Below are 24,537 nucleotides of genomic sequence, written 5' to 3' on the forward strand. Positions count from 1 at the left end.
CACGGGGCGTGGGAGGATCGGGGCGGCACAAGGAAGACAACGGAAGGCAGATCGTGGCCGAGCAGCTCTACGCCACCCTGAAGACCAACCACGGCGACATCGAAGTCCGGCTCCTGCCGAACCACGCCCCGAAGACGGTCCGGAACTTCGTCGAGCTCGCCCAGGGCCGGCGTGAGTGGACCAACCCTGAGACCGGCGAGAAGTCCTCGGACAAGCTCTACGACGGCACGATCTTCCACCGGGTGATCAGCGGATTCATGATCCAGGGCGGCGACCCGCTGGGTAACGGCACCGGTGGGCCCGGCTACCAGTTCGAGGACGAGTTCCACCCGGACCTCTCCTTCAACAAGCCGTACGTGCTGGCCATGGCCAACGCGGGCCCGGCGACCAACGGCTCCCAGTTCTTCATCACCCTCGCCCCCACGACCTGGTTGAACCGCAAGCACAGCATCTTCGGCGAGGTCACCGACCCGGCCAGTCAGAAGGTCGTCGACACCGTCGCCGCCCTGCAGACCAACCCGCGCACCGACCGCCCGCTCGACGACGTCGTCATCGAGACGGTCGTCGTGGAGACCCGCGAGAGCTGACTCTCGGCAGCCCCCTGACAGGGGGCCTGTCAGGACCTCTGTCAGGACGGGAACCCCGTACGGCAGGAACCAAACGCTTCGCTCATCCGTAAAGATGGGCGAGGCGGTGCGTTGTGCCCGCCCCCGTGCGCGACGACCTGGGGGATGCCATGGACGACCGAGCGGCAGACAGCTCGCAGGACGCCCCGCGCCTGCCCGGCTGCTACCGCCACCCGGACCGCGAGACCGGTGTCCGCTGCACCCGCTGCGACCGTCCGATCTGCCCCGAGTGCATGGTCGACGCGTCCGTCGGCTTCCAGTGCCCCGACGACGCCCGCGGCGACTCCGGCACCGGCCACGCCCCCGCCGCGAGCCGCCCCCGTACCCTCGCCGGCGGCGCGGTCGCCGCCGACCCGAGGCTGGTCACCAAGATCCTGGTCGGCGTGAACCTCGCGGTCTTCCTCGTCCAGCTCTCCGTCGGCGACCGCTTCGACACCCGCTTCGAGCTGCTCGGCCAGGCCTACGTCCCCGTCCTCGGCTCGGTCGAGGGGATCGCCGAGGGCCAGTGGTACCGGATGCTGACGGCGATGTTCCTGCACGGCAGCTACATCCACATCCTCTTCAACATGCTGAGCCTGTGGTGGATCGGCGGTCCCCTGGAAGCGGCTCTCGGCCGTGTCCGCTATCTCGCCCTCTACTTCGTCTCCGGACTGGCGGGCAGCGCGCTCACGTATCTGATCGCCGCCGCCAACCAGCCGTCGCTGGGCGCCTCGGGCGCGATCTTCGGGCTCTTCGGCGCCACCGCGGTCCTGATGCGCCGGCTCAACTACGACATGCGCCCGGTCATCGCCCTGCTGGTGATCAACCTCATCTTCACCTTCGGCTGGAGCAACATCGCCTGGCAGGCCCACATCGGCGGCCTCGTGGCCGGCGTGATCACCGGGTACGCGATGGTCCACGCCCCGCGCGAGCGGCGGAACCTGGTGCAGTACGGCACGTGCGCGGTGGTCCTCGTCGTCGTGGTCGCCATGACCCTGATCAGGACCGCACAGCTCACCTGATACCGAACCGTTGTCCACAGCGTGTGGCGGATCTAGTGCACACGGTGGGGGAACGGCGTCGCCCCCTGTTACTGACCGGCATTCATGCAGGTCAGGCAGGGGGCGAACGAGTTTTCGGTTGCCGGTAGGTCTGTCACACCAGCGTCAACACCCGATGGGTTATCCACAGATCGTCTTTCTTTTCCCCATGTGGACAACGGCTGTGGATAACTCAGCGGATAGCCGTGGGCAGAGCTGCGTTCACCGTGCGGTGGCCGCTACTTCCACTGCGTGGAGACACCGAATCCGGCGGCGATAAAGCCGAAGCCCACCACGATGTTCCAGTTGTCCAGACTGTCGATGGGCATCGACCCGTCGGACACGTAGAAGACGACGATCCAGGCCAGCCCGATGAGGAACATGGCCAGCATCACGGGTGCCACCCATGCACGGCTGTTCAGTTTGATGGCGGTCGCCTGCTTCGCCGGTGGCGGCGTGTAGTCGGCCTTCTTGCGGATACGTGACTTCGGCACGAGGGTCTCTCCTGTCGATGCGCTGCGTGGCCGCGCAGGTAACTGGATCGGGCTCCGGGGCAGCGTACAAGGGGACACTTAGTGCTCCCCCGGGCGTCCGTTAGCGTAGTGCTTCCGCGGCGCCGAAGGAGATAAGGGTACGTTGACCAATTCTGCCGACTCCCCCGGTACGGGTACAACGGGTTCCGGCCCCGGACCCGCGCGTCGTCGGCTGCGGCCGATGCGGGTGCTCACGGTGGCCGTCTTCGCCCTCGCGGGGCTCATCTTCTTCACCAGCTTCGACACCGCCAAGGGCACCAACATCCGCACGGACGCGTCCTTGCTGAAGCTCTCCGACCTCATCCAGGAGCGCAGCCACAAGAACAAGGGTCTGGACGAGTCCAACGGTTCGCTGCGCGACGACGTCGAGTCGCTCGCCGAGGGCGACGACGGCAGCACCAAGGCCGAGGACGACAAACTGGCCGGCCTGGAGAAGAGCGCGGGCACCCAGAAGGTGACGGGCAAGGCGATGACCGTCACGCTGAACGACGCCCCGCCGGACGCCACCGCCAAGCTCCCCGGCTATCCCGAGCCGCAGCCCGACTACCTGGTCATCCACCAGCAAGACCTCCAGGCGGTGGTGAACGCGCTGTGGCAGGGCGGCGCCCAGGGCATCAAGGTCATGGACCAGCGGCTGATCTCCACCAGCGCCGTGCGCTGCGTGGGCAACACCCTGATCCTCCAGGGCCGGGTCTACTCACCGCCGTACAAGATCACGGCGGTCGGGGACCCCGACAAGCTGAACCAGGCGCTGTCCGCGTCGAAGGCGATCCAGAACTACATGGTCTACGTGAATGTCTACGGCCTCGGCTGGAAAGTCACCGAGGACGGGACGGTGACTCTGCCCGGCTACTCGGGCACAGTGGATCTGCACTACGCCGAGCCCGTGGGGTGAACTGAGCCGTTCAGGAGCTGCCGGTGCGCGTTGTCGTCAGGACCGTCAGCGAACTGTGCATCACGGTCGGCGCGCTGATCGTCCTCTTCGTCGTCTACGTACTGTTCTGGACCGGGGTCCGGGCGGACGGCGCGATGAACCACCAGATCGACGTCCTGCAAGGACAGTGGGCGAAGCAGACGGCACAGCCCAGGACCACGGCGGCTCCCACGGCCTCCGCGCCCGCGCGTCCGAAGGCGCCCGCTGCCTACAGCCCCGGCAGGCCTTTCGCGATCATGTACATCCCGCGGCTTGGTTTCACGTGGAACAAGCCCGTGCTCGAAGACACAGCGGTGAGCACCCTCAAGAAGGGACTCGGTCACTACCGGGGCACCGCCCAGCTCGGGCAGAAGGGCAATTTCGCCGTCGCCGGGCATCGGCGGACATACGGGGATCCCTTCAAGGACTTCCCCAGGCTGCGCGAGGGCGACGCGGTGGTCCTGACGGACGGGACGACATGGTTCACCTATCGGATAGACAAAGGGCCTTACAAAACCGTCCCCACGGACGTTGAGGTGATCGACCCTCTCCCGCGTAAGTCGGGGTATACGCGTGAAGGCCGGTATCTCACGTTGACCACGTGCGATCCCGAGTGGGGACACAGTCACCGGCTGATCGTGTGGGCGCACCTGGACTCCACGCAGCCGGTGGAGGCCGGGAGACCACGGGCTCTACGCCGTTAGTCTGGTGCGGTACGGCGTGAGTCTGGTGCCGTGGTGGAACGGAAGGGACGGCATGTACGGCTGGATCTGGCGGCATCTGCCGGGCAACGCATGGGTGAAGGCGCTCATCTCGCTCGTGCTGGCGATGGTCGTGGTCTACGTCCTGTTCCAGTACGTCTTTCCGTGGGCCGAACCGCTGCTTCCCTTCAACGATGTGACGGTGGACAACCAGTGACAGCGCGGATTCTCGTCGTCGACAACTACGACAGCTTCGTCTTCAACCTGGTCCAGTACCTGTACCAGCTGGGCGCCGAGTGCGAGGTGCTGCGCAACGACGAGGTGTCGACCGCACACGCTCAGGACGGCTTCCACGGCGTGCTCCTGTCGCCGGGCCCCGGCACGCCCGAGGAGGCCGGCGTCTGCGTCGAGATGGTCCGGCACTGCGCGTCGACCGGGGTGCCGGTCTTCGGTGTCTGCCTGGGCATGCAGTCGATGCAGGTGGCGTACGGCGGGGTCGTGGACCGCGCGCCGGAGCTGCTGCACGGCAAGACCTCCCTGGTCGAGCACGGCGGCAAGGGGGTCTTCGCGGGCCTGCCGACGCCGTTCACGGCGACCCGGTACCACTCCCTCGCGGCCGAGCCGTCGACGGTTCCGGCCGAGCTGGAGGTCACGGCACGCACCCACGACGGCATCGTCATGGGGCTGCGGCACCGCGAACTCCCGGTCGAGGGCGTGCAGTTCCACCCCGAGTCGGTGCTCACCGAGCACGGCCACCTGATGCTGGCCAACTGGCTGGTGGAGTGCGGCGACCAGGGTGCGGTGGCCAGGTCGGCCGGGCTCGCCCCGGTGGTGGGCAGGGCCTCGGCGTGACCGCGCTGCGCCCCGAGCGCGAGTCAGGCGCCTCGTACGGGCAGGAGTCGTACGAGGCGTCCTCGGCGTTGGGGGACTGGACCGTCGGTCGGCAGGCGCCCGAGCAGGCGTACGAGCCGCCGATCGACGAGGAGACGGTGGCGCTGCGGATACCGGAACCGCCGCCGGGCGGGTTCATATCGCCGTCTGCCGCCTCAGCGACCACATCTGCCACAGGAACCACACCGGGTGGCCGGGCGGCCCGCAGAAAGGCCGCGAAGGGCCGTCACGGGGGCCATGGGGGTCACGGCGGCCACGCGGGCCACGGAGGACACGGTCGTCACGGGGGTTCGCCCTCGGCGTCGGAGTCCCCGGGCATCGCCGGGTACGCGGAGGGGAGTTCGGGCGCCCCGCTGTCCCGGATGGAGGCCCGCCGGCAGGCCAAGGCCCGTAAGCCCGGTGCGGCGGTGATGGCCAGCCGGGCGATCGGCGAGGTGTTCATCACCACCGGCGTGCTGATGCTGTTGTTCGTCAGCTACCAGCTGTGGTGGACGAACGTCCGGGCGCACGCGCAGGCGGACAAGGAGACGAGCAGCCTCCAGGACGACTGGGCCAGCGGCAAGCGGGCGCCGGGCAGTTTCGAGCCGGGGCAGGGCTTCGCGATCCTCCACATCCCCAAGTTGGACGTCGTGGTGCCGATCGCCGAGGGCGTCAGCAACAAGAAGGTGCTCGACAAGGGCATGGTCGGTCACTACAGCGAGGGTCCTTTGAAGACGGCGATGCCGTCGGCGAAGACCGGCAACTTCTCGCTCGCGGGTCACCGCAACACGCACGGCGAGCCGTTCCGGTACATCAACCGCCTGAAGTCGGGCGACGAGGTCGTCGTCGAGACGCAGGACGACTACTACGTCTACAAGGTCGCCTCGATGCTGCCGTCGACCGCGCCGAGCAACACGAGCGTCATCGACCCCGTCCCGAAGGGATCGGGTTTCACGGCGCCCGGCCGTTACATCACACTCACCACCTGCACGCCGGAGTTCACCAGCAAGTACCGGTTGATCGTCTGGGGCAAGATGGTCGAGGAACGGCCGCGCAGCAAGGGGAAGCCGGATGCGCTCGTCGAGTAGGGGCGGATGAACGTGGCAGCGACCACCGACGGCACACAGCACGAAGAGCACACGGATGCGCCCGCGCCGGCGGAGGCCCGCCGCGGGCCCGGCCCGCTCGCGCAAGCGGTCAGCGTCTTCGGTGAACTCCTCATCACGGGCGGCCTGGTGCTCGGCCTGTTCGTCGTCTACTCGCTGTGGTGGACCAACGTCGTCGCCGACCGCAAGGCCGACAAGGAGGCCGACAAGGTACGCGACACCTGGTCCCAGGAGGCGACCGGCCCCGGCGCCCTCAACACCAAGAACGGCATCGGCTTCCTGCACGTCCCCGCGATGAAGAACGGCGAGGTCCTGGTGGAGAAGGGCACCTCGACGCAGATCCTCAACAACGGCGTGGCCGGCTACTACACGGACCCCGCCAAGGCCACGCTCCCCACGTCGAACAAGAAGGGCAACTTCACCCTCGCCGCCCACCGCGACGGCCACGGCGCGAAGTTCCACAACATCGACAAGCTGGGCAAGGGCGACCCGATCGTCTTCGAGACGAAGGACAAGTGGTACGTCTACAAGGTCTACGCCACCCTCCCGGAGACCTCGAAGTACAACGTCCAGGTCCTGTCCCAGATCCCCAAGGAATCCGGCAAGAAGAAAGCCGGGCACTACATCACCCTGACGACGTGCACGCCGGTGTACACCTCGCGGTACCGGTACGTGGTGTGGGGCGAGTTGGTGCGGGTGGAGAAGGTGGACAACAAGCGCACTCCGCCGAAGGAACTGCGCTGACTGCTCCGCCGACGCAACTGGTGAGTGTGGTCCCGGCCTGATCGTGCCGGACACGAAAGAGCCCCCGGCGTCCGGTGCGGACGTCGGGGGCTCTTCTGATGAGGTCACCTACTCCTCGGTGCGGTACGCGGTTCCCGTCACCCCGCCGAAGAAGTTGGTTCCGCCGTCGTTTCCGCCGTTGTTGCCGTTTCCGCCGAGCGTGGTCAGGTTGACCCTGCTGCCCTTGTCGACCGTGTTGCCCTGGCCCGGGTCCGACCCGACGACGATCGCGTTGTCGTCGTTCGAGCCATTGATGTCACCGACCTGGAGGCCGGCGTTCTGCAGTGCCTGGCGGGCGGTCGCGAGGGTCTGGCCCTGGATCTGCGGGATCTGGACCTGTTCCGGCTGCTTGGCCTTGCCGATCTGGATGGACACCTGGCTGTTCTTCTTGACCTGGGTGCCCGCCTGCGGGTCGGTGGCGATGACCTTGCCGACCTTGGAGTTGTCGTCGGTCTCCACGTCGGTGCAGTTTCCGGCCAGGTTGCTGGCCTGCAGCTGCGCCTTGGCATCCTCACAGGACCTGTTGGCGACGTCCGGTACCGGGACCGTCGCCTCGGCCTTCGCGATCGTCAGCGTGATCGGGGAGCCCTTCTCGACTTCCTTGCCGAGCCCCGGGTTCTGTTCCAGGACCGTGTTCGGGTCCTCCGTGGAGATCCGTGTCTTGGTCTTGACGACGAACTTGTAGTCGTCGCCCTCAAGGATCTCCGTCGCCTCGTCGAGGCTCTTGCCGAGGACGCTCGGTACCGCGACCTTCGGGGCGCCCGTCGAGACCACGAGGTCGACCGCGGTGCCCTTCTTGATGTTGGTTCCGCTCGCCGGGCTCGAGGAGCAGACAGTGCCCTTGGCCTGGTCGGCGCAGGGCTTCTTGGTGACGTCCCCTAGTTTCAGCTCGCTGTTGGTCAGCTGTTTCTCGGCGTCCGGTTGGGACAGGCTCACGAGGTTCGGCACGGCCACCTCGTCGTTGCCGACGGAGTTCCCGCCGAACGCCCACTTGCCGATCAGGATCGCGCCCACCAGCACCAGAACGCCCGCCACGACCAGCAGGATCGTCGAGGTGTTCGACTTCTTCTGGCGGCGCCGGTCCGGACGGTCGTCGTAGCCGTAGCCGCCGTCGTCCGGGTTCATCGGCGGCAGCATCGACGTCGCGCCGGCGTCCTGGGCACGCAGCGCCGTGGTCGCCTGGTCGTCGCCGTAACCGCCGTAGCCCACCGAACCCATCGCCGCCGTGGCCGCGACCGGCTGGCCGTCGAGGCAGGCCTCGATGTCCATGCGCATCTCGTCGGCCGACTGGTAGCGGTAGTTCGGGTCCTTGACCAGTGCCTTGAGGACGATCGCGTCCATCTCGGGCGTGATCTCGGGGTCGAAGACCGACGGCGGCTGCGGCTCCTCGCGCACATGCTGGTACGCGACCGCGACCGGGGAGTCGCCCACGAACGGCGGGCGGACCGTGAGGAGTTCGTAGAGCAGACAGCCCGTGGAGTAGAGGTCCGAGCGGGCGTCGACCTGCTCGCCCTTGGCCTGCTCCGGCGAGAGGTACTGAGCCGTACCTATCACCGCGGACGTCTGCGTCATCGTCATGCCGGAGTCGCCCATCGCGCGGGCGATGCCGAAGTCCATGACCTTGACCTGGCCATTGCGGGTGAGCATGACGTTGGCGGGCTTGATGTCGCGGTGGACGATGCCGGCGCGGTGGGAGTACTCCAGGGCCTGGAGGATCCCGATGGTCATCTCCAGGGTGCGCTCGGGCAGCAGCCTGCGGCCCGAGTGCAGCAGCTCGCGCAGCGTGGACCCGTCGACGTACTCCATCACGATGTACGGGATCGAGACCCCGTCGATGTAGTCCTCGCCCGTGTCGTAGACCGCGACGATCGCGGGATGGTTGAGCGAGGCGGCCGACTGGGCCTCCCGGCGGAAGCGGGCCTGGAAGGACGGGTCGCGCGCGAGGTCGGCGCGTAGCGTCTTCACCGCCACGGTGCGGCCGAGGCGGGTGTCATGGGCGAGGTAGACCTCCGCCATGCCACCACGACCGAGCACCTGGCCCAGCTCGTACCGGCCGCCTAGGCGACGCGGCTCTTCCATAGTTCCCTACCAGCCCTCTCCGTCGGTCCCGACCGGCACGGCTGTGCGGTCGGAGGCTGCCGTCCGGGCCTACCGTACCCGGCTGGCTTTGTGTGATCTGGCCAAGCCCGTCACCCGATACAGGACCGGTATCGCAACGTGCACCGATGTGAAGGGGAGGTGAGCGGCGTCACTTCTTGGAGTTGATGACCGCCTCCATCACGCTCTTCGCGATCGGCGCCGCGAGGCCGCCGCCGGAGATGTCGTCACGGACGGCCTTGTCGTCCTCGATCACGACCGCGACGGCGACCGGCGTGCTGCCGTCGCCGAGCTTGGCGTAGGAGATGAACCACGCGTAGGGGTTCTCGCTGTTCTCCACGCCGTGCTGGGCGGTACCGGTCTTGCCGCCGACCGTCACGCCGTCGCCGATCTGCGCGTTCGTGCCGGTGCCGGTCTTGACGACCGTCTCCATCATCGACTGCAGGATCTGCGCGTTCTCCGACGACAGGGGCTGGCTCAGCTCCTCCGGGTCGGTCTGCTCGATCGTGTCGACGTTGGAGGACTGGAGCTTGTCGACCATGTACGGCTTCATCAGCTTGCCGTTGTTGGCGACCGCGGAGGCGACCATGGCCATCTGCAGCGGGGTCGCGGCGGTGTTGAACTGGCCGATCGAGGACAGCGCGGTCTGCGAGGAGTTCATGTCGTCGGAGAAGACCGGGGCGCTGGAGCGGACCGGCGTGAACTGCTCCTGGTCGAAGCCGAACTTCTTCGCCTCCGCCAGCATCTTGTCGTTGCCGAGGTCGGAGCCGATCTTGCCGAACACGGTGTTGCAGGACACCCGGAGGGCCTCCCGCATCGTCGCGTTCTTACAAGGGATGTTCCCCTCGTTCTTCAGCTCGGTCGTGGTGCCCTTCATGATGTAGGGCAGCGGCGAGTCGGTCTTCTCGTCGGCCGTCTTGTACAGGCCGTTCTCCAGCGCGGCGGCGGCGGTGACCACCTTGAAGGTGGAGCCCGGCGGGTAGGTCTCGCGCAGCGCGCGGTTGAGCATCGGGTCGTCGGGGTTGTTCTTCTTCTGGAGCTTGGTCCAGTTCTTGGAGTCCACGTCCGTGGAGTTCCCGGCGAACGACGACGGGTCGTACGAGGGGTACGAGGCCAGCGCCAGGATCTTGCCGGTGGCCGGGTCGAGCGCGGCGACCGCGCCCTTGCCGCCCTGCTTCTTCAGACCGTCGTAGGCGGCCTTCTGGGCGGCGCCGTTCAGCGTGGTGACGACGTTGCCGCCCGCCTTCTCCTTGCCCGTGATCATGTCCAGGGTGTTGCGGAAGAAGAGCCGGTCGTCGTCGCCGGTGAGGATGCCGTCCTCGATGGACTCCAACTGGTTGGCGCCGAAGGCCTGGGAGGCGTACCCGGTGACCGGCGCCCACATGGGGCCGTCCTTGTAAGTGCGCTTGTACTCAAGGTCGTTGAGCCCCGACTTGCTGGTCTTGGTGGAGCCGGTGATCGGGTTGCCGTCGACGATGATGTCGCCTCGCGGGGTGGAGTAGCGCGCGATGGTGACACGGCGGTTCTTCGGGTCGTCCTTGAGGCTGTCGGCCTTGACGTACTGGAGCCAGTTGTCGCGGACGAGCAGCGCGAGGACGAGCAGGCCGCAGAAGATCGCGATCCGGCGCAGGGGCTTGTTCATGACGGGCGGACCACCTGGGTCATCTCGGCGTCGGGGTTGCCGGCGGGTGCGGGCGCCGGGCGGCGGGCGGTGTCGCTGATGCGGATGAGGATGCCGATCAGCGCCCAGTTGGCAAGAACGGAGGATCCGCCGTAGGCCAGGAACGGCATGGTCATACCGGTGAGCGGGATGAGACCCATGACACCGCCGGCCACCACGAAGACCTGGAGGGCGAAGGCGCCGGAGAGACCGACAGCGAGCAACTTGCCGAACGGGTCTCGGGCGGCGAGCGCGGTCCGTACACCCCGTTCCACGATCAGGCCGTAGATCAGCAGGATCGCCATGATGCCGGCCAGGCCGAGTTCCTCACCAAAGGTGGCGAGGACGAAGTCGGAGTTGGCGGCGAACCGGATCAGATCGGAGTGGCCCTGACCGAGGCCGCTGCCAAGGGTGCCGCCGGAGCCGAAGGCCCACAGCGCCTGCATCGACTGCTCGGAGTGGCCGACCACGCCCGCCTGGCTGAGCTTGTACTCCTTCATCGGGTCGAGCCACGCCTGGACACGCTGCTGCACATGCGGCTCGAAGCTGGCCACGCCGACCGCGCCGGCCGCCGACATCAGCAGACCGAAGACGATCCAGCTGGTCCGCTCGGTGGCGACGTACAGCATGATGACGAACATTCCGAAGAACAGCAGCGAGGTACCGAGGTCGGTCTCGAAGACCAGGATGAGGATCGAGATTCCCCAGACGACCAGGATGGGACCGAGGTCGCGGCCGCGGGGCAGGTACAGGCCCATGAAGCGGCGACTGGCGAGGGCCAGGGCGTCACGCTTCACCATGAGGTAGCCGGCGAAGAAGACGGCGAGGAGGATCTTCGCGAACTCGCCGGGCTGGAGGGAGCCGAGGCCCGGTACCCGGATCCAGATCTTCGCGCCGTAGATGTTGGCCCCCAGTCCGGGCACCAACGGCAGCAGGAGCAGGACCAGGGCGGCGAACATGGAGATGTAGGTGTAGCGCTGCAGGACGCGGTGGTCCTTCAGGAAGATCAGTACGACGACGAACAGGGCGATGCCCATCGCGGTGTACAGCAGCTGGCGGGGCGCGGCCTGGACGTAGTTGGGCAGCGACTGCAGCAGCTTCGACTGGTCCAGGCGCCAGATGACGACGAGTCCGAGCCCGTTGAGGAGCGTGGCCAGCGGCAGCAGCAGGGGATCCGCGTACGGGGCGAACTTGCGTACGGCCAGATGACCGACGGTGGCCAGCAGACCCAGACCCAGCCCATAGCTCAGCAGGCCCGCCGGCACCTGGTCGTCGATGGCCAGGCCCACGTTGGCGTAGGCGAAGACCGGGATGACGACGGCGAACACGAGCATGGCGAGCTCGGTGTTGCGTCTGCTCGGTGCGCCGATCGCGCCGATCGTGGACGTGTGGTGCGTCGGTGTGTTGGTAGTACTGCTCATCGTGTGACGGGGCCTCTCACGGCTTGCCCTACTGCTTACCGCACAGCGAGACGACCTTCTGCTCCTCCTCCGAGAGGCTGGGGCCGGGGCTGGGGGTCGGGGCGGTCGCTGATGTGGACGGGTTCGGTGAGGTCGAGGGGCTCGGCGTGGCCTTGGACGTGAGTGAGGTCTTCGTGGTTCCCGTGGTCCCACCCGCCTCGCCCGTACCGGTCTTCGAGCTGTTCTCGCTCTCGGCGGCCTCGCGCTCGGACTCCTTCTTGCAGGCGGAGGCCTGCACGGAGAGCTCGGCGACCTTCGACTGGGCGTCCTTCAGCCCGCCCTCGGCGATCGTGGCCTTGACCTGCTTCTGCTGGTAGGGCGGCAGGTACTTGAGTTCGATCTCGGGGTGGTCCTTCTGGACCTTCGAGAGCGACACCCAGGCCAGGTCCTGGCTGATGCCCCGGTACAGCGCGACGTGCTCGCCCTTGGTGCCGACGTAGTACTGGTTCTGCGTCCAGCGGTAACCGCCGTACAGGCCACCGCCGATGACGGCGAGCGCGAGCACGCTGTAGAAGGATCTCTTGAGCCACTTGCGGCCCTTGCCGGGCTTGACGAAGTCCTCGTCGGAGTAGTCGCCGAAGTTGCCCGCGGGCACGTAACCGGTGGTGTCGCCGGAGCCGGGCGGGCCGAACTCGCCGCCCCCGCCCTGGCCGTGACCCTGGCGGCCGAGCCCGGAGGCGCGGCCGGCCGGGGTCTGCATGATGCCGTTGTCGTGCTGCTGGTGCTGCTGCTGGTTCTCGGCGACCGCGCCGACCACGACCGGGGTGTCGGAGAGCTGCCCGGCGAGGGTGTCCCCGGTGTCGAGGTCGAGGACGTCGGCGATGATCACCGTGATGTTGTCGGGGCCGCCGCCGCGCAGCGCGAGCTGGATCAGCTCCTGCACGGTCTCCTGGGGGCCCTGGTAGCTGGCGAGGGTGTCCTCCAGGGTCTGGTGGGACACCACCCCTGACAGACCGTCGGAGCAGATCAAGTAGCGGTCGCCGGCCCGGACTTCACGGATGGAGAGGTCGGGCTCGACATGGTCGCCACTGCCCAGCGCGCGCATCAGCAGGGAGCGCTGCGGGTGGGTGGTGGCCTCCTCCTCGGTGATCCGGCCCTCGTCGACGAGGCGCTGCACCCAGGTGTGGTCCTGCGTGATCTGGGTCAGCACACCGTCGCGCAGCAGGTACGCGCGCGAGTCGCCGACGTGGACGAGGCCAAGCCGCTGGCCGGTCCACAGCAGGGCGGTGAGCGTGGTGCCCATGCCCTCCAGCTGGGGGTCCTCCTCGACCATCATGCGCAGCTGGTCGTTGGCCCGCTGCACGGCGGTGCCGAGGGAGGTGAGGATGTCGGAGCCCGGTACGTCGTCGTCGAGCGCCACGATGACGGAGATCGCCTCGGAGGAGGCGACCTCACCGGCGGCGGCGCCGCCCATGCCGTCGGCGATGGCGAGCAGGCGCGGACCGGCGTATCCGGAGTCCTCGTTGCCCTCCCGGATCATGCCTTTGTGCGATCCGGCGGCGAAGCGCAGTGACAGACTCATGCGCACCTCGCCCGTCGGCTCCGGGTACATCCGCACGGTGCCCACCCTCCGGTCGGGAGCGCGCCGGGGCCCGTGGTGGGGGCCGCCGCTGCGTGCTCGCTCCGCTCGCTCATTGTCGTATCTACTTCCGCAGCTCGATGACGGTCTTGCCGATGCGGATCGGCGCGCCCAGCGGAATCGGCGTGGGGGTCGTCAGCCGGCTCCGGTCGAGATACGTGCCGTTGGTGGAGCCCAGGTCCTCGACGATCCACTGGCCGTCGCGGTCCGGATAGATCCTGGCATGGCGGCTGGAGGCGTAGTCGTCGTCCAGCACGATCGTGCTGTCGTGCGCCCGGCCCAGGGTGATGGTCTGGCCCTGCAGCGCGACGGTGGTGCCGGTGAGGATGCCCTCGCTCACCACGAGCTTGGTCGGTGCGTTGCGCCGCTGGCGGCCGCCTGCCTGCTGGCGCTGCGGTGGGGGCGCGGCCTGCTGGCGGGCGGGCTGCTGCTGGCGTCCCGCCTCCCGGCGGGACCCGCGCTGGGTGACCCGCGTTCCGAACAGGTCGCTGCGGATGACCTGCACGGCCACGATCACGAACAGCCATAGAACGGCCAGAAAACCTAGCCGCATGACCGTCAGGGTCAGCTCTGACATTGCCCCCGCTTCACCCTTCGGCTTGCCGGTAAACGATGGTGGTCTGGCCCACGACGATCCGCGAGCCGTCGCGGAGCGTAGCGCGGGTGGTGTGCTGCCCGTCCACCACGATGCCGTTGGTGGACCCGAGATCCTGGACGGTCGAGGGCGATCCGGTCCGGATCTCGCAGTGCCGGCGGGACACGCCGGGGTCGTCGATCCGCACGTCGGCCTCGGTGCTGCGGCCCAGCACCAGCGTCGCGCGGGAGATCTGATGGCGGGTGCCGTTGATCTCGATCCAGTGGCGGGTACGGGAGCCGGGCGCCGGAGCGCCGACCGGGCCGCCGCCCGCGCGCGGGGCCTGCTGCGGGGAGCCGTACCCACCGGGGCGCGCGCCGCCGGGCGGCGGTGCGGCGGGCATGGGCGGGGCGGCCGCGGGTGCGGCGGCCGGCGGGTAGCCGTAGCCGCCGCCGGGCCTGCCGCCGGCCGGCGGAGCCGCCGGAGGGGCACCCCCGGGGGCCTGCTGGTTGCTGGAGGAGGCGAGGGTGCGGCTGCGCACCCGGTACAGACCCGTGTCGAGGTCGTCGGCCTTCTCCAGGTTGACCTTGATCGGTCCCATGAAGGTGTAGCGCTGCTGCTTGGCGTAGTCGCGCACCATGCCGGCCAGTTCGTCGCCGAGCTGGCCGGAGTAGGGGCTGAGCCGCTCGAAGTCCGGCGTGCTCAGCTCCACGATGAAGTCGTTGGGTACCACGGTCCGGTCGCGGTTCCAGATGGTCGCGTTGTTGTCGCACTCGCGCTGCAGCGCGCCCGCGATCTCCACCGGCTGCACCTCGGACTTGAACACCTTGGCGAAGGTGCCGTTGACCAGACCTTCGAGGCGTTGCTCGAACTTCTTCAGGACTCCCATGGGGCACCTCCTCCGTATCTGCCGTCCTGGGCACTGCGTACTTGGTACTGCTTACTGATCGTATCCACGCGCCGCTGAATCGGCTGGTTCCCCCTGTCGGCCCTGTCGACGGGTGTCGACGCCTGCGAAGTTCCCTGCGGAGCCCGGTTTCGAACTCCTGCGGTGCACTCCCCTGGCGAACTCCTCCCGCGCACTCCTCTTCGCGTCCTCTGGCAAGGATCGTAGAGGCGGCCGCAGACCAGTGTCCCGCACCTGACTGTGCGCCCGTCCCGGCTCCTGGACAGACGGGCCGGACCGGTACGAGGTTGATACGTGAACCGCTGCACATTGATACGGAGCCAGGGAACTTTTGGATCACTCGTCGACGGCTCCGTCCGGTGGCCATCCGGCGGTGCTTCGACGACTGCCCTGGTCGTCGGCTGCCCCCGGATAAGGGATGTGAACCCACCCCGACCCCCGTGCTAATCTTCTGCATGTCGGAAGGCGCCGGCCCCCAAGGGGGACAAGCCCGATGACACACCCAATGCGCGGGTGGCGGAATAGGCAGACGCGCTGGATTCAGGTTCCAGTGCCCGAAAGGGCGTGGGGGTTCAACTCCCCCCTCGCGCACCAGACGAAGGCCCCCAAGTCTCACGACTTGGGGGCCTTCGCGTTGTCCGGGGCGGTGTGAGCCGTATTACCTGGTGAGGACAATCACACGGCTTCGCCACCGCCCGGCGGGCGTTACGCGGCGAGGCGTTCGGCGACCGCCTTGGCCCTGGTGGCGGCCTCCTCCAGAGCGCGCTCGCGCGAGGCCTCGTAGAGGGGGACCAGTTCGGCCATCGCCGGGACGTGGGGGGCCATGGTCAGCTCCGGGACGATGAATTCGACGTCCAGAGCGAGCGTTCCGGTGAGGACCGCCGACAGGTAGTTCTGTACGTACTCGTTGCCCTCGCGCGGGGTGCCGGGGGCGTAGGAGCCGCCGCGGCTGGCGACCACGGTGACCGGGGTGCCGGCGATCTTCGAGTCCTCGGCCTGCGCGGTGCGGCCCATCAGGATCACGTTGTCCAGCCAGGCCTTGAGGGTCGAGGGGATCGAGTAGTTGTACATCGGGGCGCCGATCAGCACCGCGTCCGCCTCCTCCAACTCCTCGATCAGCCGCAGCCGCGCGGCGAACGCAGCGGCCTGCTCGGGAGTGTGCGTGGCCGGGTCCGCGAAGCCGGCGGTGTGCGAATCGGCGGTGATGTGCGGCACCGGGTCCACGGAGAGGTCGTGGTGGATCACCGTGCCCTCCGGGTGCTGCTCCTCCCAGGCCTTGCGGAAGGCGTCGGTGACGGCGCGGGACGCGGAGGCGTCGGCCGGAAACACGGAGGAGTCGATGTGCAGGAGTGTGGGCATGGGGTGCTCCCGTAAGCTGATGGAAATTCGTACAGGACTATAGATAACACAGGTGCTTACTTTTTTTCATCACCTCATGACGGGGCAGTACCCTGGGGGCATGGCGGTCGAGCAGGATCACGATCTGGGTGCGTGCAAGCGGGTCGACGGCGGCATCACGCGCGTCTTCCAGCTGCTCGGAAAGCGCTGGACCGGCCCGATCGTGGCCGTCCTGACCGGCGGACCGGCGTACTTCACCGACCTGCGCCGCGCCATCCCCGGCATCAGCGAGCGCATGCTCTCCGACCGGCTCACCGAACTCGGCGCCGCGGGCCTGCTGGTGCGCGAGGTGGACGAGGGCCCGCCGCTGCGTGTCTCCTACCGGCTGACGCCGGCCGGGTACGCGCTGGAGCCCGCGCTCAAGGAGCTCGGGGAGTGGGCGAAGGTGCACCTGCCCGAAGCGGCATCGCCGCCGGACTGCTGACCGGTGTCCGCAGGCGCCGACCGTTGTCCGGTTTTCCACAGGCGTGGAGTTGTCCACAGGGTCTGACGCGTTTCGGCCACCGGCTGTACGGTCTGCACGAGTTGATGTTCGTGTGCGTGCGGGGGAGGCGGTCGGTGTGACCGAAAACGGAGCGGTGACGGCGGACACGGCGGGAGCCGAGGCGCCGGCGGCTGCTGTGGAACCGGCCGCGGCTGTGGAACCGGCCGCGGCTGTGGAGCCGACGGTCGTCGTCGTGGTGCCGCGCGCCGCGGCGCGCAGGCTGCCGCGGGTGCCGGGGTTCGCCCACGGGCGCGCCGAGGGCTCGCCCAAGGACGAGGGCAAGGCGCTGCGCAAGGTGGTCCCGCGCGGCTCGCACGCGGCCTTCGACCTGGACGGCTCCCGGCCCACCGCGGTCGCCGCCGTCGAGGAGTCCAACCGCGGCCGCATCCCCGGGCTCACACCGATACGGGCCGGCCGGATGGCGGCGACACCCTTCGCCTTCCTGCGCGGCTCGGCGGGGCTCATGGCCTACGACCTCGCCCGGACGCCCATGACGAGGATCCGCGCCCAGATCTGCGGCGACGCGCACGCGGCCAACTTCGGCCTGTACGGGGACGCGCGCGGCGACCTCGTCATCGACCTGAACGACTTCGACGAGACGGTCGAGGGCCCCTGGGAGTGGGACCTCAAGCGGCTCGCCGCCTCACTGGTGCTCGCGGGCCGGGAGGCCGGCGCCGACGAGGACACCTGCCGCAAGGCGGCCCACGGCGCGGTCGGCGCCTACCGCCGCACCATGCGCCTGCTGGCCAGACTCCCGGTGCTGGACGCGTGGAACGCCATCGCGGACGAGGAGCTCGTCTCCCACACCGACGCCCACGACCTGGTCGGCACCCTGGAGCGAGTCTCCGAGAAGGCGCGGGGCAACACCAGCGGGCGGTTCGCGGCGAAGTCGACGGAGCGCACCGAGGACGGCGGCCGCCGTTTCGTGGAGTCCCCGCCCGTGCTGCGGCGCGTGCCGGACGAGGAGGCCGCCGCGGTCGCCTCGTCGCTGGAGCACTACCTCAACACGCTCTCCGAGGACCGCCTCCCGCTGCTGTCCCGGCACGCGGTGCACGACGTGGCGTTCCGGGTCGTCGGCACGGGCAGCGTGGGCACGCGCTCGTACGTGGTGCTGCTCCTGGACCACCGGGGCGAACCGCTGGTGCTCCAGGTCAAGGAGGCCCGCCCGTCCGTGCTGGTGCCGCACCTGGTGGCGGCCGGGTTCGAGACACCCGACGTTGACCACGAGGGCCGGCGCGTGGTCCTGGGCCAGAAGCGCATGCAGGTCGTCAGCGACATCCTGCTGGGTTGGACGACGGTCGACGGACTGCCCTTCCAGGTACGGCAGTTCCGCAATCGCAAGGGCAGCGTCGACCCCGCGGCCCTCGCCGCCGACCAGATCGACGACTACGGCCGCATGACCGGCGCCCTGCTGGCCCGCGCCCACTCCCACAGCGCCGACCCGCGCCTGATCTCCGGGTACTGCGGCAAGAGCGAGGAGCTGGACGACGCGCTGGCCGACTTCGCCGTCGCCTATGCCGACCGCACGGAGGCCGACCACGCCGACCTGGTCGCCGCCGTGCGGGCGGGGAAGGTACCGGCGGAGATGGGGGTCTGAGGCATGGACGTCTCAGGGACGGGGGTCTGAGGGCAGTGACGTATGTGAGGAGCGTTGGGTGAAGTACGTCGACCTCGACGGGCGGGAGGGTGAGGCGAGCGGAGTCGTCGACCCGCGGCCCTATCTGGCGCGCCTGCCGGCACTCGCCGACCAACTGCCGCCGGGGGCACGCGCGTTCGCCACCGACCCCGGGCACTACGACCTCGCCAGCCGGCGGTGCGTGAAGGATCTCAAGCCGCGGGCGGTGCGCCGGACCGGCGACGACGAGATCGAGATCCGCTTCGGCCACGACTGCGGGCAGCACGAGGAGGACCTCCTTGTGCGGTACGCGGGCGTCTCGCGCTTCCAGGTGGACGTCCTGGGCTTCTGCGACGTCTCGGCCCTGGGTGACGTGATCCTCGACGAACTCCTGCCGCATCCCGAGGGCTGCACCCACGAGATCGCCTGCCGCCCGGGCACGCTGGTGGTCGCCTGCCGGGACCTGGCGGCGGAGTGGGTGGAGGCGGGCTGCTCGGGAGACGACTCGGGTTCGGGCTCGGGGAGTGGTGGCGTGCGCTGAGAGCGGGGACCGCAGGGCCGCCGGACGGTCGTGGTGAGGGCCCGTGGTGATGGGGCGCCGTGGGCGGCCCGTGCGTGGCCTAGGCTGAGCGGGTGACGAGCCCAGACGCTGAGCAGGGTGCCGGTGCCGCCGGTGGGGCGCAGGCGGTGCCCGAGGACGGTACGCCGCGGCCCGAGGAGCGGCTGGAGCGGGCCGTGCGGGCCGCCGAACAGGCATTGATCGAGTACGAGATCGCGGTCGAGACCTTCCGTATCGAGGTCGAGAACTTCTCCCGGCTGCACCACCAGAAGCTCGGGCCGATGTACACCCGCCTCGACGAGCTGGACGCGGAGATCGCCGAGGCCAGGGCCGCGCGCAGCGGCGACCCCGAGGACCGGCGCAAGGCGGACGAGGCGCGGGCCCGGGTGATGCCGATGCCCGGCGTCGAGGAGCTGTTCAACGGCTGGATGGACGGGGACGGACTGTTCCCGGAGGCGGCCGCGATGCTCACGGACCAGCCGGTGCGGCCCCCGCAGCGGGTGCGCCCCAGCGACGAGGCCCGCAAGCTCTACCGCGAACTGGCCCGCAAGGCCCATCCCGACCTGTCGACGGAGGAGTCCGAGCGGGCCCGGCGCGAGGAGTTCATCACCCGCGTCAACGCCGCCTACGCCCGCGGTGACGAGCTGCTGCTGCGCGAGCTGGCCGAGGAGTGGGCCAAGGGACCCGAGCCCGAGCAGCGCGGCCCGAGCCCCAGCGAGGAGCTCTACGCCCGCCTGGAATGGCTCGCCCGCCGCAAGGAACTCCTCGCACTGGTGGCCAAGGAGCTGGAGGACGGGCCGATCGGCTCGATGCTGCGGATGGCGCCCGACGACCCGGACCACCTGCTGGACGAGATCGCCGAGCAACTGCTGGCGCAGGTCGCGGAGCGCGAGCGGGAACTGGCGGAGCTGGTCGGCTAGCCACCGGCCTGGTCCGATAGCCGGCGAAGCCACCGGCCCGGCATGGTGTCGGGTGCGTCGGGTAGCGTCGGGGCATGCATTTTGGAGCTGGTGTGCCCACGGTCGAGGTCGGGGATCTCAAGGACGGCGACTTCCTGCTGGACGTCCGTGAGGACGACGAGTGGCAGGCGGGGCACGCGGAAGGTGCCCTGCACATCCCCATCAGTGAGTTCGTGGCCCGGTACGGCGAGCTGACCGAGGCCGCGCCGCAGGACGGCAGGGTCAATGTGATCTGCCGTTCCGGCGGGCGTTCGGCGCAGGTCACGACGTATCTGGTCCAGCAGGGCATCGACGCCGTGAACGTCGACGGCGGCATGCAGGTGTGGGCCGCGGCGGGCCGACCCGTCGTGACGGACGAGGGTGGGACCGGGTTCGTCCTCTAGACGGCTCAGGCAGTCGGGGCGGGGTCAGCTGAGCGGGTGGGCCGCCAGCAGGTCGCCCAGGGCCTCCTCGTGCGCCGCCGCGGGGCCGAGCGAGAGTTCCAGGTGCTTGGCCCAGGCGTGGTACCGGTGCAGCGGGTACTCGACGTCGGCCCCGAACCCGCCGTGCAGATGCTGTGCCGTCTGCACGATCCGTCGTACGCCCTCCGAGGCCCAGATCTTGGCGACGGCCACGTCACCGGCGACCGGCAGCGCGCCCGGCGCCCCCGAGGTGACCCGCCACGCGGCCTGCCACAGCGTGGCCTCCATCGCGCGCAGGTCGATGTACCGGTCCGCGGCCTGCACGGCCACCGCCTGGAAGGTGGCGACCGGGAACCCGAACTGCTCCCGCTTGCCGGTGTATTCGCTGGTCATGCGCAGCACCCGCTCGCCAAGACCGAGCGCCAGCGCGCACGTCCCGGTGGTCAGCAGCTCCCGCAGCCACTCCCACGCGCCGTCGGCGTCGATGACGTCACGGGCGGCGATCCGGGCGGATTCGAGGCGCAGTTCACCGAGCCGCTCACCGTTGGTGGAGAACTGCTCGCCCAGTCCGACGCCCTCGTGGACGCGGGGGACCACCGCGAGCACCGACCGGTCCGTGGCCGTGTGCGCGGGGACGAGGATGTGGTCGGCGACCTGGGCCCACGGCACCGCCGTCTGCACCCCGTCCAGGATCCAGGCGTCGCCGTCCCGCCGGGCGGTCACGGCGAGTTCGGCCCCGTCGTGGCCGGTACGTCCGCTGGAGGCGACGGTCAGCACCCGGTCGCCGCGGCCCGCAGGCGCGAGCAGGGCCGACCTCAACTCCTCGTCGCCGTACGCCTGTACGGCAGCCGCGGCCGCGCTGCTCTCCAGCAACGGCACCCTGGCCAGCACCTTCGCCGACTCGCGCAGCACCTGGCACAGCGCGATCGCGTCCAGGCCGGCCCCGCCGTACCGCGCGTCCAGCAGCAGGCTCAGCAGGTCCGCCTCGGCGAGCGTGGCCCACAGCGCGCGGTCGAAGTCGTCGGCGACGGCGCCCGCCACGAGCGCCGGACTCGGCACCGCGTCGGGGGCGACCCCGGCGAACACGCCTCGCGCCGCCTCTGCCGCCGCCTGCTGCTCCTCGGTGAAGGTGAAGTCCACGGTCCGGTCCTCTCGGCGGCTGAGTCGATCTGACGGTGCGTCAAGATAGAACAGGTTCTAGAAGAAGGGAATGGTCGAGGACGGCCCCGGAATGCGCCCCGACCGATCGTCCGGTTTGTCCTGAATTCATGGGCGCCTGTGACCCGTAAGGTGTCAGTCGCTGTGGACCACCGGCACGACCATGCGTTCGAGAAGGGCTGTGCCGGGCGGGCGGGGCTGAGTACCGTTCCCGTGCGCACGCGCTGGAGCGGATGGACCGGGATCGGGAAACGGGGTGGAATGGACGCGTACGACACGGACTCGGACGCCCGGCCGGAGCCGGACGGGCCGGGCGGTCCGGACGAGGCGGGGACTCCTGCTGCCGACGCGCCTCCTGCCGTCGCGCCGGCAGAGCCGACCGCGCCGGTGCCGACTTCAGCCGCACCCCCCGCCTTCCTGCCCCCCGCCCCCGACCCCCGGACCGGCGTGGCCGCGCTCTCCCCGCGCTATCAGGTCGCCGCGGCGCTCGCGCTCGCCGTCGTCGCCGTGACCGTCTGCGTGCATCTGGTCCTGGTCTTTCTGCACGTCGCGCCGTCGAACACGGTCACCAAGCAGCACGGCAACGCGATAGACGACTGGGTGTATCCCGAGTTCGAGCAGAACTGGAAGCTCTTCGCGCCCAATCCGCTGCAGCAGAACATCGCCGTCCAGGTCCGTGCCGAGGTGCACACCGACGACGGCGAGGTGAACACCACGGGCTGGTACGACCTGTCGGCCGAGGACGGCCGGGCCATAGACGGCAATCTGCTGCCCAGCCACACCGACCAGAACGAACTGCGCCGGGCCTGGGACTTCTTCGCCTCCACCCACGACGGCGAGAACCGCTCCACGGGCCTGCGCGGCGCCCTGTCCGAGACGTATCTGCGGCGCATCGTGGTGCTGCGCCTGGACCGTGAGGACGCGGCCGGGCGGGACGGGGTCATAAAGAACGTGCAGGTCAGGGCCCGTACCACCAACGTGTCCGCGCCGAAGTGGAGTGACGAGAAGATCTCGGACACGCCGATGTACCGCGTGCTGCCCTGGTGGACGGTCACCGCCGCCGACAGCGCTGGAGGCGCCGCGTGAACCGTTTCGCCCTGTCGGTCTCCGCGGCCATCGCCCGGATCACCGAGTCGGCGCTCGGCCCGTACCAGGCCGCGGTGGTCCGTATCGGGTTCAGCGCGACCTGGCTGCTGTTCCTGCTGCGCGAGTTGCCGCACCGGCAGGAGCTGTACGGTCCCGACAGCCCATGGAGCTGGGACCTCGCCCAGCAGCTGATCGCCAACAACCACGCGTTCACGGCGCTGATGTGGTCGGACGGGCAGACCTGGTTCGAGATCGTCTACGCGCTCGCCGTGCTGACCGGTGCGCTGCTGCTGCTTGGCTGGCGCACCCGCACGATGTCCGTGCTGTTCATGCTCGGTGTGCTCTCGCTGCAGAACCGCAGCGTCTTCATGGGCGACGGCGGTGACAACGTCCTGCACCTGATGTCGATCTACCTCGTCTTCACGCGCTGCGGCCAGGTGTGGTCGCTGGACGCCCGGCGGGCGCGGCGCGCGGACGAGGCACGCGCACGTGGCGAGCACGTCACGGACCGGACCGGTCCCGTCCTGTGGTCGGTGCTCGGCTTCGCGCTGGTCGCGGTGACCGCCGGAGGGCGCCTGGACGGCGTCGACCCGACCGTGCCGGTGATCCTGTGGGGCATGTGGTCGGCACTCGGCGTGTGGTGGGCCGTCGGGCGGCTGGCGAAGGGCAGCGAGCCGCGGATCCTGCTCGACGTGATCGGCAACATCGTGCACAATGCGGGGCTGTTCGTGATCATGGCCGAGGCGTGTCTGATCTACGCGACGGCCGGCTGGTACAAGATCCAGGGCTCGCGCTGGCAGGACGGCACCGCCGTCTACTACCCGCTCCACCTGGACTACTTCTCGCCCTGGCCCGCGCTCGCCGACCTGCTCTCCTCCAGCGGCACGATGGTGATGCTCGTGACGTACGGGACCGTCATCGTGCAGGTCGCGTTCCCCTTCACGCTGTTCAACCGGCGGGTCAAGAACGTCCTGCTGGCCGCGATGATGTTCGAGCACGCCGTGATCGCCGTGGTCCTGGGGCTGCCGTTCTTCTCGCTGGCGATGATCGCGGCGGACGCGGTCTTCCTGCCGACGACGTTCCTGCGCCGCACGGGCGGCTGGGCGGCACGCGCGCGTGACGCCGTCCTCGCCCGAGCCGACCGCGCTCGTACGCGGCTGCCGGCGCCCCGCGCCTCGCAGACCCCGGAAACCTCGGACCCGGAGAACCCCGAGCACGCGCCCGTAGGCTTCACGCCATGACCGTCCCCGCCCCCGGCCCCGACCCGCTCAGCACCTGGCACCGGCTGGCCGACAGCTCCGTCCTGCTCGACGGCTTCCACGCCCTCAAGCACGCGGTGCGCTTCGGGGCGGACATCCCGGTGGCGGTGGCGGTGGATCCGGCGGCCGCACTGGCCCTCGCCGACGACCTGGCCCCGGACGTACGGGACGCACTGGCCGGCCTCCTGACGGAGGTGGCACCGGGCACCTACGCGAACCTCGTGCCGCGCCCGCATCCGACAGAGGTCGCCGCGTTGGCCGTACGACCGTCTCGCGAGGCCGCGCTGGAGAAGCTGGCGCATCTGCCCCGGACCACGCCCGTCGTGGTTCTCGACAACCCGCGCAACCTCGGCAACGCGGGCGCCGTCATCCGTCTGGCCGCCGGCTTCGGCGCGACCGGCGTGGTCACCACCGGCACACTCGACCCGTGGCACCCGACGGTGGTGCGTGCGGGCGCGGGCCTGCACTTCGCGACCACGGTGGAGCACCTGCCGGTCGACGAACTGCCGCCGGGCCCCCTGTTCGCCCTGGACCCCGAGGGCGACGACATCCGGGGCAGCAAGCTCCCGGACGACGCCGTCCTGGCCTTCGGCTCCGAGCGCGCCGGGCTCTCGCCCGAACTACGCGCACGTGCCGACCATTTGCTGTCCCTGCCGATGCGTCCGCAGGTTTCCAGCTACAACTTGGCGACGAGCGTGGCGATGACCTTGTACCACTGGAGCACGTCCACGGAAGCGCCCCTTTAGGGGCGCGGGGAACTGCGCGACCAGCCACAACGGGCCGTCGGCCG

25 protein-coding genes and 1 tRNA gene are annotated in these 24,537 nt (G+C 69.4%); 17 read left to right on the forward strand and 9 right to left on the reverse strand.

Annotation, left to right across the window (positions count from 1 at the left end):
* Nucleotides 1-53 precede the first annotated feature (53 nt).
* Both ACIQI8_RS29730 and ACIQI8_RS29735 read left to right on the forward strand, forming a co-directional pair.
* Complete coding sequence (locus ACIQI8_RS29730; protein WP_402356752.1) at nt 54-587, forward strand: peptidylprolyl isomerase; 534 nt, start codon at nt 54-56, stop codon at nt 585-587.
* 149 nt (nt 588-736) lie between these two features.
* On the forward strand, nt 737-1,627 hold the full coding sequence (locus tag ACIQI8_RS29735; protein ID WP_402356755.1) for a rhomboid family intramembrane serine protease: 891 nt from the start codon (nt 737-739) through the stop codon (nt 1,625-1,627).
* A gap of 257 nt (nt 1,628-1,884) precedes the next feature.
* Here ACIQI8_RS29735 and crgA read toward each other — a convergent pair whose 3' ends face one another.
* Nucleotides 1,885-2,139 (reverse strand): cell division protein CrgA, encoded by a 255-nt coding sequence (gene crgA, locus ACIQI8_RS29740; RefSeq protein ID WP_123998946.1) that lies wholly within the window; start codon nt 2,137-2,139, stop codon nt 1,885-1,887.
* 142 nt (nt 2,140-2,281) lie between these two features.
* Here crgA and ACIQI8_RS29745 point away from each other — a divergent pair, with 142 nt between their 5' ends.
* Genes ACIQI8_RS29745 through ACIQI8_RS29770 form a run of 6 tightly spaced genes read left to right on the forward strand, consistent with a single transcriptional unit; the run spans nt 2,282 to nt 6,512 of the window.
* Nucleotides 2,282-3,073, forward strand: a complete 792-nt coding sequence (locus ACIQI8_RS29745; protein ID WP_123998945.1) for a DUF881 domain-containing protein — start codon at nt 2,282-2,284, stop codon at nt 3,071-3,073.
* A gap of 23 nt (nt 3,074-3,096) precedes the next feature.
* A complete protein-coding gene (locus tag ACIQI8_RS29750; protein ID WP_402356758.1) occupies nt 3,097-3,795 on the forward strand; it encodes a class E sortase in 699 nt (232 codons plus the stop codon).
* Nucleotides 3,796-3,811: 16 nt separating this feature from the next.
* A complete protein-coding gene (locus ACIQI8_RS29755; protein ID WP_185146162.1) occupies nt 3,812-4,009 on the forward strand; it encodes a hypothetical protein in 198 nt (65 codons plus the stop codon).
* Nucleotides 4,006-4,644: an aminodeoxychorismate/anthranilate synthase component II gene (locus ACIQI8_RS29760; RefSeq protein ID WP_402356761.1), complete on the forward strand. Its 639-nt coding sequence runs from the start codon at nt 4,006-4,008 to the stop codon at nt 4,642-4,644. The genes ACIQI8_RS29755 and ACIQI8_RS29760 overlap by 4 nt, the downstream gene beginning before the upstream one ends.
* Nucleotides 4,641-5,750: a class E sortase gene (locus ACIQI8_RS29765; protein ID WP_402356764.1), complete on the forward strand. Its 1,110-nt coding sequence runs from the start codon at nt 4,641-4,643 to the stop codon at nt 5,748-5,750. Before ACIQI8_RS29760 ends, ACIQI8_RS29765 begins: the two co-directional genes overlap by 4 nt.
* A 6-nt stretch (nt 5,751-5,756) precedes the next feature.
* On the forward strand, nt 5,757-6,512 hold the full coding sequence (locus ACIQI8_RS29770) for a class E sortase (protein ID WP_402356767.1): 756 nt from the start codon (nt 5,757-5,759) through the stop codon (nt 6,510-6,512).
* A gap of 108 nt (nt 6,513-6,620) precedes the next feature.
* On the opposite strand, the gene pknB is transcribed toward ACIQI8_RS29770, so the two are convergent.
* From pknB to ACIQI8_RS29800, 6 genes are all read right to left on the reverse strand, one after another.
* Nucleotides 6,621-8,630, reverse strand: coding sequence for a Stk1 family PASTA domain-containing Ser/Thr kinase (gene pknB, locus ACIQI8_RS29775; RefSeq protein WP_402356770.1), 2,010 nt, complete (start codon nt 8,628-8,630; stop codon nt 6,621-6,623).
* Nucleotides 8,631-8,799: 169 nt separating this feature from the next.
* Nucleotides 8,800-10,290, reverse strand: a complete 1,491-nt coding sequence (locus ACIQI8_RS29780; RefSeq protein WP_402356773.1) for a peptidoglycan D,D-transpeptidase FtsI family protein — start codon at nt 10,288-10,290, stop codon at nt 8,800-8,802.
* Nucleotides 10,287-11,729, reverse strand: coding sequence for an FtsW/RodA/SpoVE family cell cycle protein (locus tag ACIQI8_RS29785; protein WP_402356775.1), 1,443 nt, complete (start codon nt 11,727-11,729; stop codon nt 10,287-10,289). Before ACIQI8_RS29785 ends, ACIQI8_RS29780 begins: the two co-directional genes overlap by 4 nt.
* Before the next feature lie 28 nt (nt 11,730-11,757).
* A complete protein-coding gene (locus ACIQI8_RS29790) occupies nt 11,758-13,320 on the reverse strand; it encodes a Stp1/IreP family PP2C-type Ser/Thr phosphatase (protein WP_402357931.1) in 1,563 nt (520 codons plus the stop codon).
* Between the two features lie 91 nt (nt 13,321-13,411).
* Nucleotides 13,412-13,924, reverse strand: coding sequence for an FHA domain-containing protein (locus ACIQI8_RS29795; RefSeq protein WP_123998936.1), 513 nt, complete (start codon nt 13,922-13,924; stop codon nt 13,412-13,414).
* 10 nt (nt 13,925-13,934) lie between these two features.
* Nucleotides 13,935-14,810 carry a DUF3662 and FHA domain-containing protein gene (locus tag ACIQI8_RS29800; protein ID WP_123998935.1) on the reverse strand — a complete coding sequence of 292 codons (876 nt, stop codon included), beginning with the start codon at nt 14,808-14,810 and terminating at the stop codon, nt 13,935-13,937.
* A 525-nt stretch (nt 14,811-15,335) separates the two neighbouring features.
* On the opposite strand from ACIQI8_RS29800, the gene ACIQI8_RS29805 reads away from it, so the two are divergent.
* Nucleotides 15,336-15,422: transfer RNA gene (locus tag ACIQI8_RS29805), tRNA-Leu, on the forward strand.
* A 111-nt stretch (nt 15,423-15,533) separates the two neighbouring features.
* Here the strand turns inward: ACIQI8_RS29805 and ACIQI8_RS29810 are convergent.
* On the reverse strand, nt 15,534-16,187 hold the full coding sequence (locus ACIQI8_RS29810) for an FMN-dependent NADH-azoreductase (RefSeq protein WP_402356779.1): 654 nt from the start codon (nt 16,185-16,187) through the stop codon (nt 15,534-15,536).
* 100 nt (nt 16,188-16,287) lie between these two features.
* Here ACIQI8_RS29810 and ACIQI8_RS29815 point away from each other — a divergent pair, with 100 nt between their 5' ends.
* The 5 genes from ACIQI8_RS29815 (at nt 16,288) to ACIQI8_RS29835 (ending at nt 20,226) form a co-directional block, all read left to right on the forward strand.
* Complete coding sequence (locus tag ACIQI8_RS29815) at nt 16,288-16,650, forward strand: winged helix-turn-helix transcriptional regulator (protein WP_402356782.1); 363 nt, start codon at nt 16,288-16,290, stop codon at nt 16,648-16,650.
* 214 nt (nt 16,651-16,864) lie between these two features.
* Complete coding sequence (locus ACIQI8_RS29820; RefSeq protein ID WP_402357934.1) at nt 16,865-18,307, forward strand: DUF2252 domain-containing protein; 1,443 nt, start codon at nt 16,865-16,867, stop codon at nt 18,305-18,307.
* A gap of 58 nt (nt 18,308-18,365) precedes the next feature.
* Entirely contained in the window at nt 18,366-18,866 is a 501-nt protein-coding gene (locus tag ACIQI8_RS29825) for a hypothetical protein (protein ID WP_402356785.1), read from the forward strand.
* A 92-nt stretch (nt 18,867-18,958) separates the two neighbouring features.
* The gene (locus ACIQI8_RS29830) at nt 18,959-19,804 is read left to right on the forward strand and encodes a hypothetical protein (protein ID WP_402356788.1); all 846 of its coding nucleotides are present in this window, start codon (nt 18,959-18,961) and stop codon (nt 19,802-19,804) included.
* 92 nt (nt 19,805-19,896) lie between these two features.
* Nucleotides 19,897-20,226 (forward strand): rhodanese-like domain-containing protein, encoded by a 330-nt coding sequence (locus tag ACIQI8_RS29835; RefSeq protein ID WP_402357937.1) that lies wholly within the window; start codon nt 19,897-19,899, stop codon nt 20,224-20,226.
* 24 nt (nt 20,227-20,250) lie between these two features.
* Here the strand turns inward: ACIQI8_RS29835 and ACIQI8_RS29840 are convergent, their stop codons facing one another.
* Nucleotides 20,251-21,384, reverse strand: coding sequence for an acyl-CoA dehydrogenase family protein (locus ACIQI8_RS29840; RefSeq protein ID WP_402356791.1), 1,134 nt, complete (start codon nt 21,382-21,384; stop codon nt 20,251-20,253).
* Between the two features lie 279 nt (nt 21,385-21,663).
* Between ACIQI8_RS29840 and ACIQI8_RS29845 the strand changes: the two genes are divergently transcribed.
* From ACIQI8_RS29845 to ACIQI8_RS29855, 3 genes are read left to right on the forward strand one after another with little or no spacing between them, the layout of a single operon-like run.
* On the forward strand, nt 21,664-22,488 hold the full coding sequence (locus tag ACIQI8_RS29845) for a DUF5819 family protein (RefSeq protein ID WP_402356794.1): 825 nt from the start codon (nt 21,664-21,666) through the stop codon (nt 22,486-22,488).
* A complete protein-coding gene (locus ACIQI8_RS29850) occupies nt 22,485-23,729 on the forward strand; it encodes an HTTM domain-containing protein (RefSeq protein ID WP_402356797.1) in 1,245 nt (414 codons plus the stop codon). The genes ACIQI8_RS29845 and ACIQI8_RS29850 overlap by 4 nt, the downstream gene beginning before the upstream one ends.
* Nucleotides 23,726-24,493, forward strand: a complete 768-nt coding sequence (locus ACIQI8_RS29855) for a TrmH family RNA methyltransferase (protein WP_402356800.1) — start codon at nt 23,726-23,728, stop codon at nt 24,491-24,493. The genes ACIQI8_RS29850 and ACIQI8_RS29855 overlap by 4 nt, the downstream gene beginning before the upstream one ends.
* Nucleotides 24,494-24,537 lie beyond the last annotated feature (44 nt).

Source organism: Streptomyces sp. NPDC092369 (genome assembly GCF_044755245.1).
Taxonomy (GTDB): Bacteria; Actinomycetota; Actinomycetes; order Streptomycetales; family Streptomycetaceae; genus Streptomyces.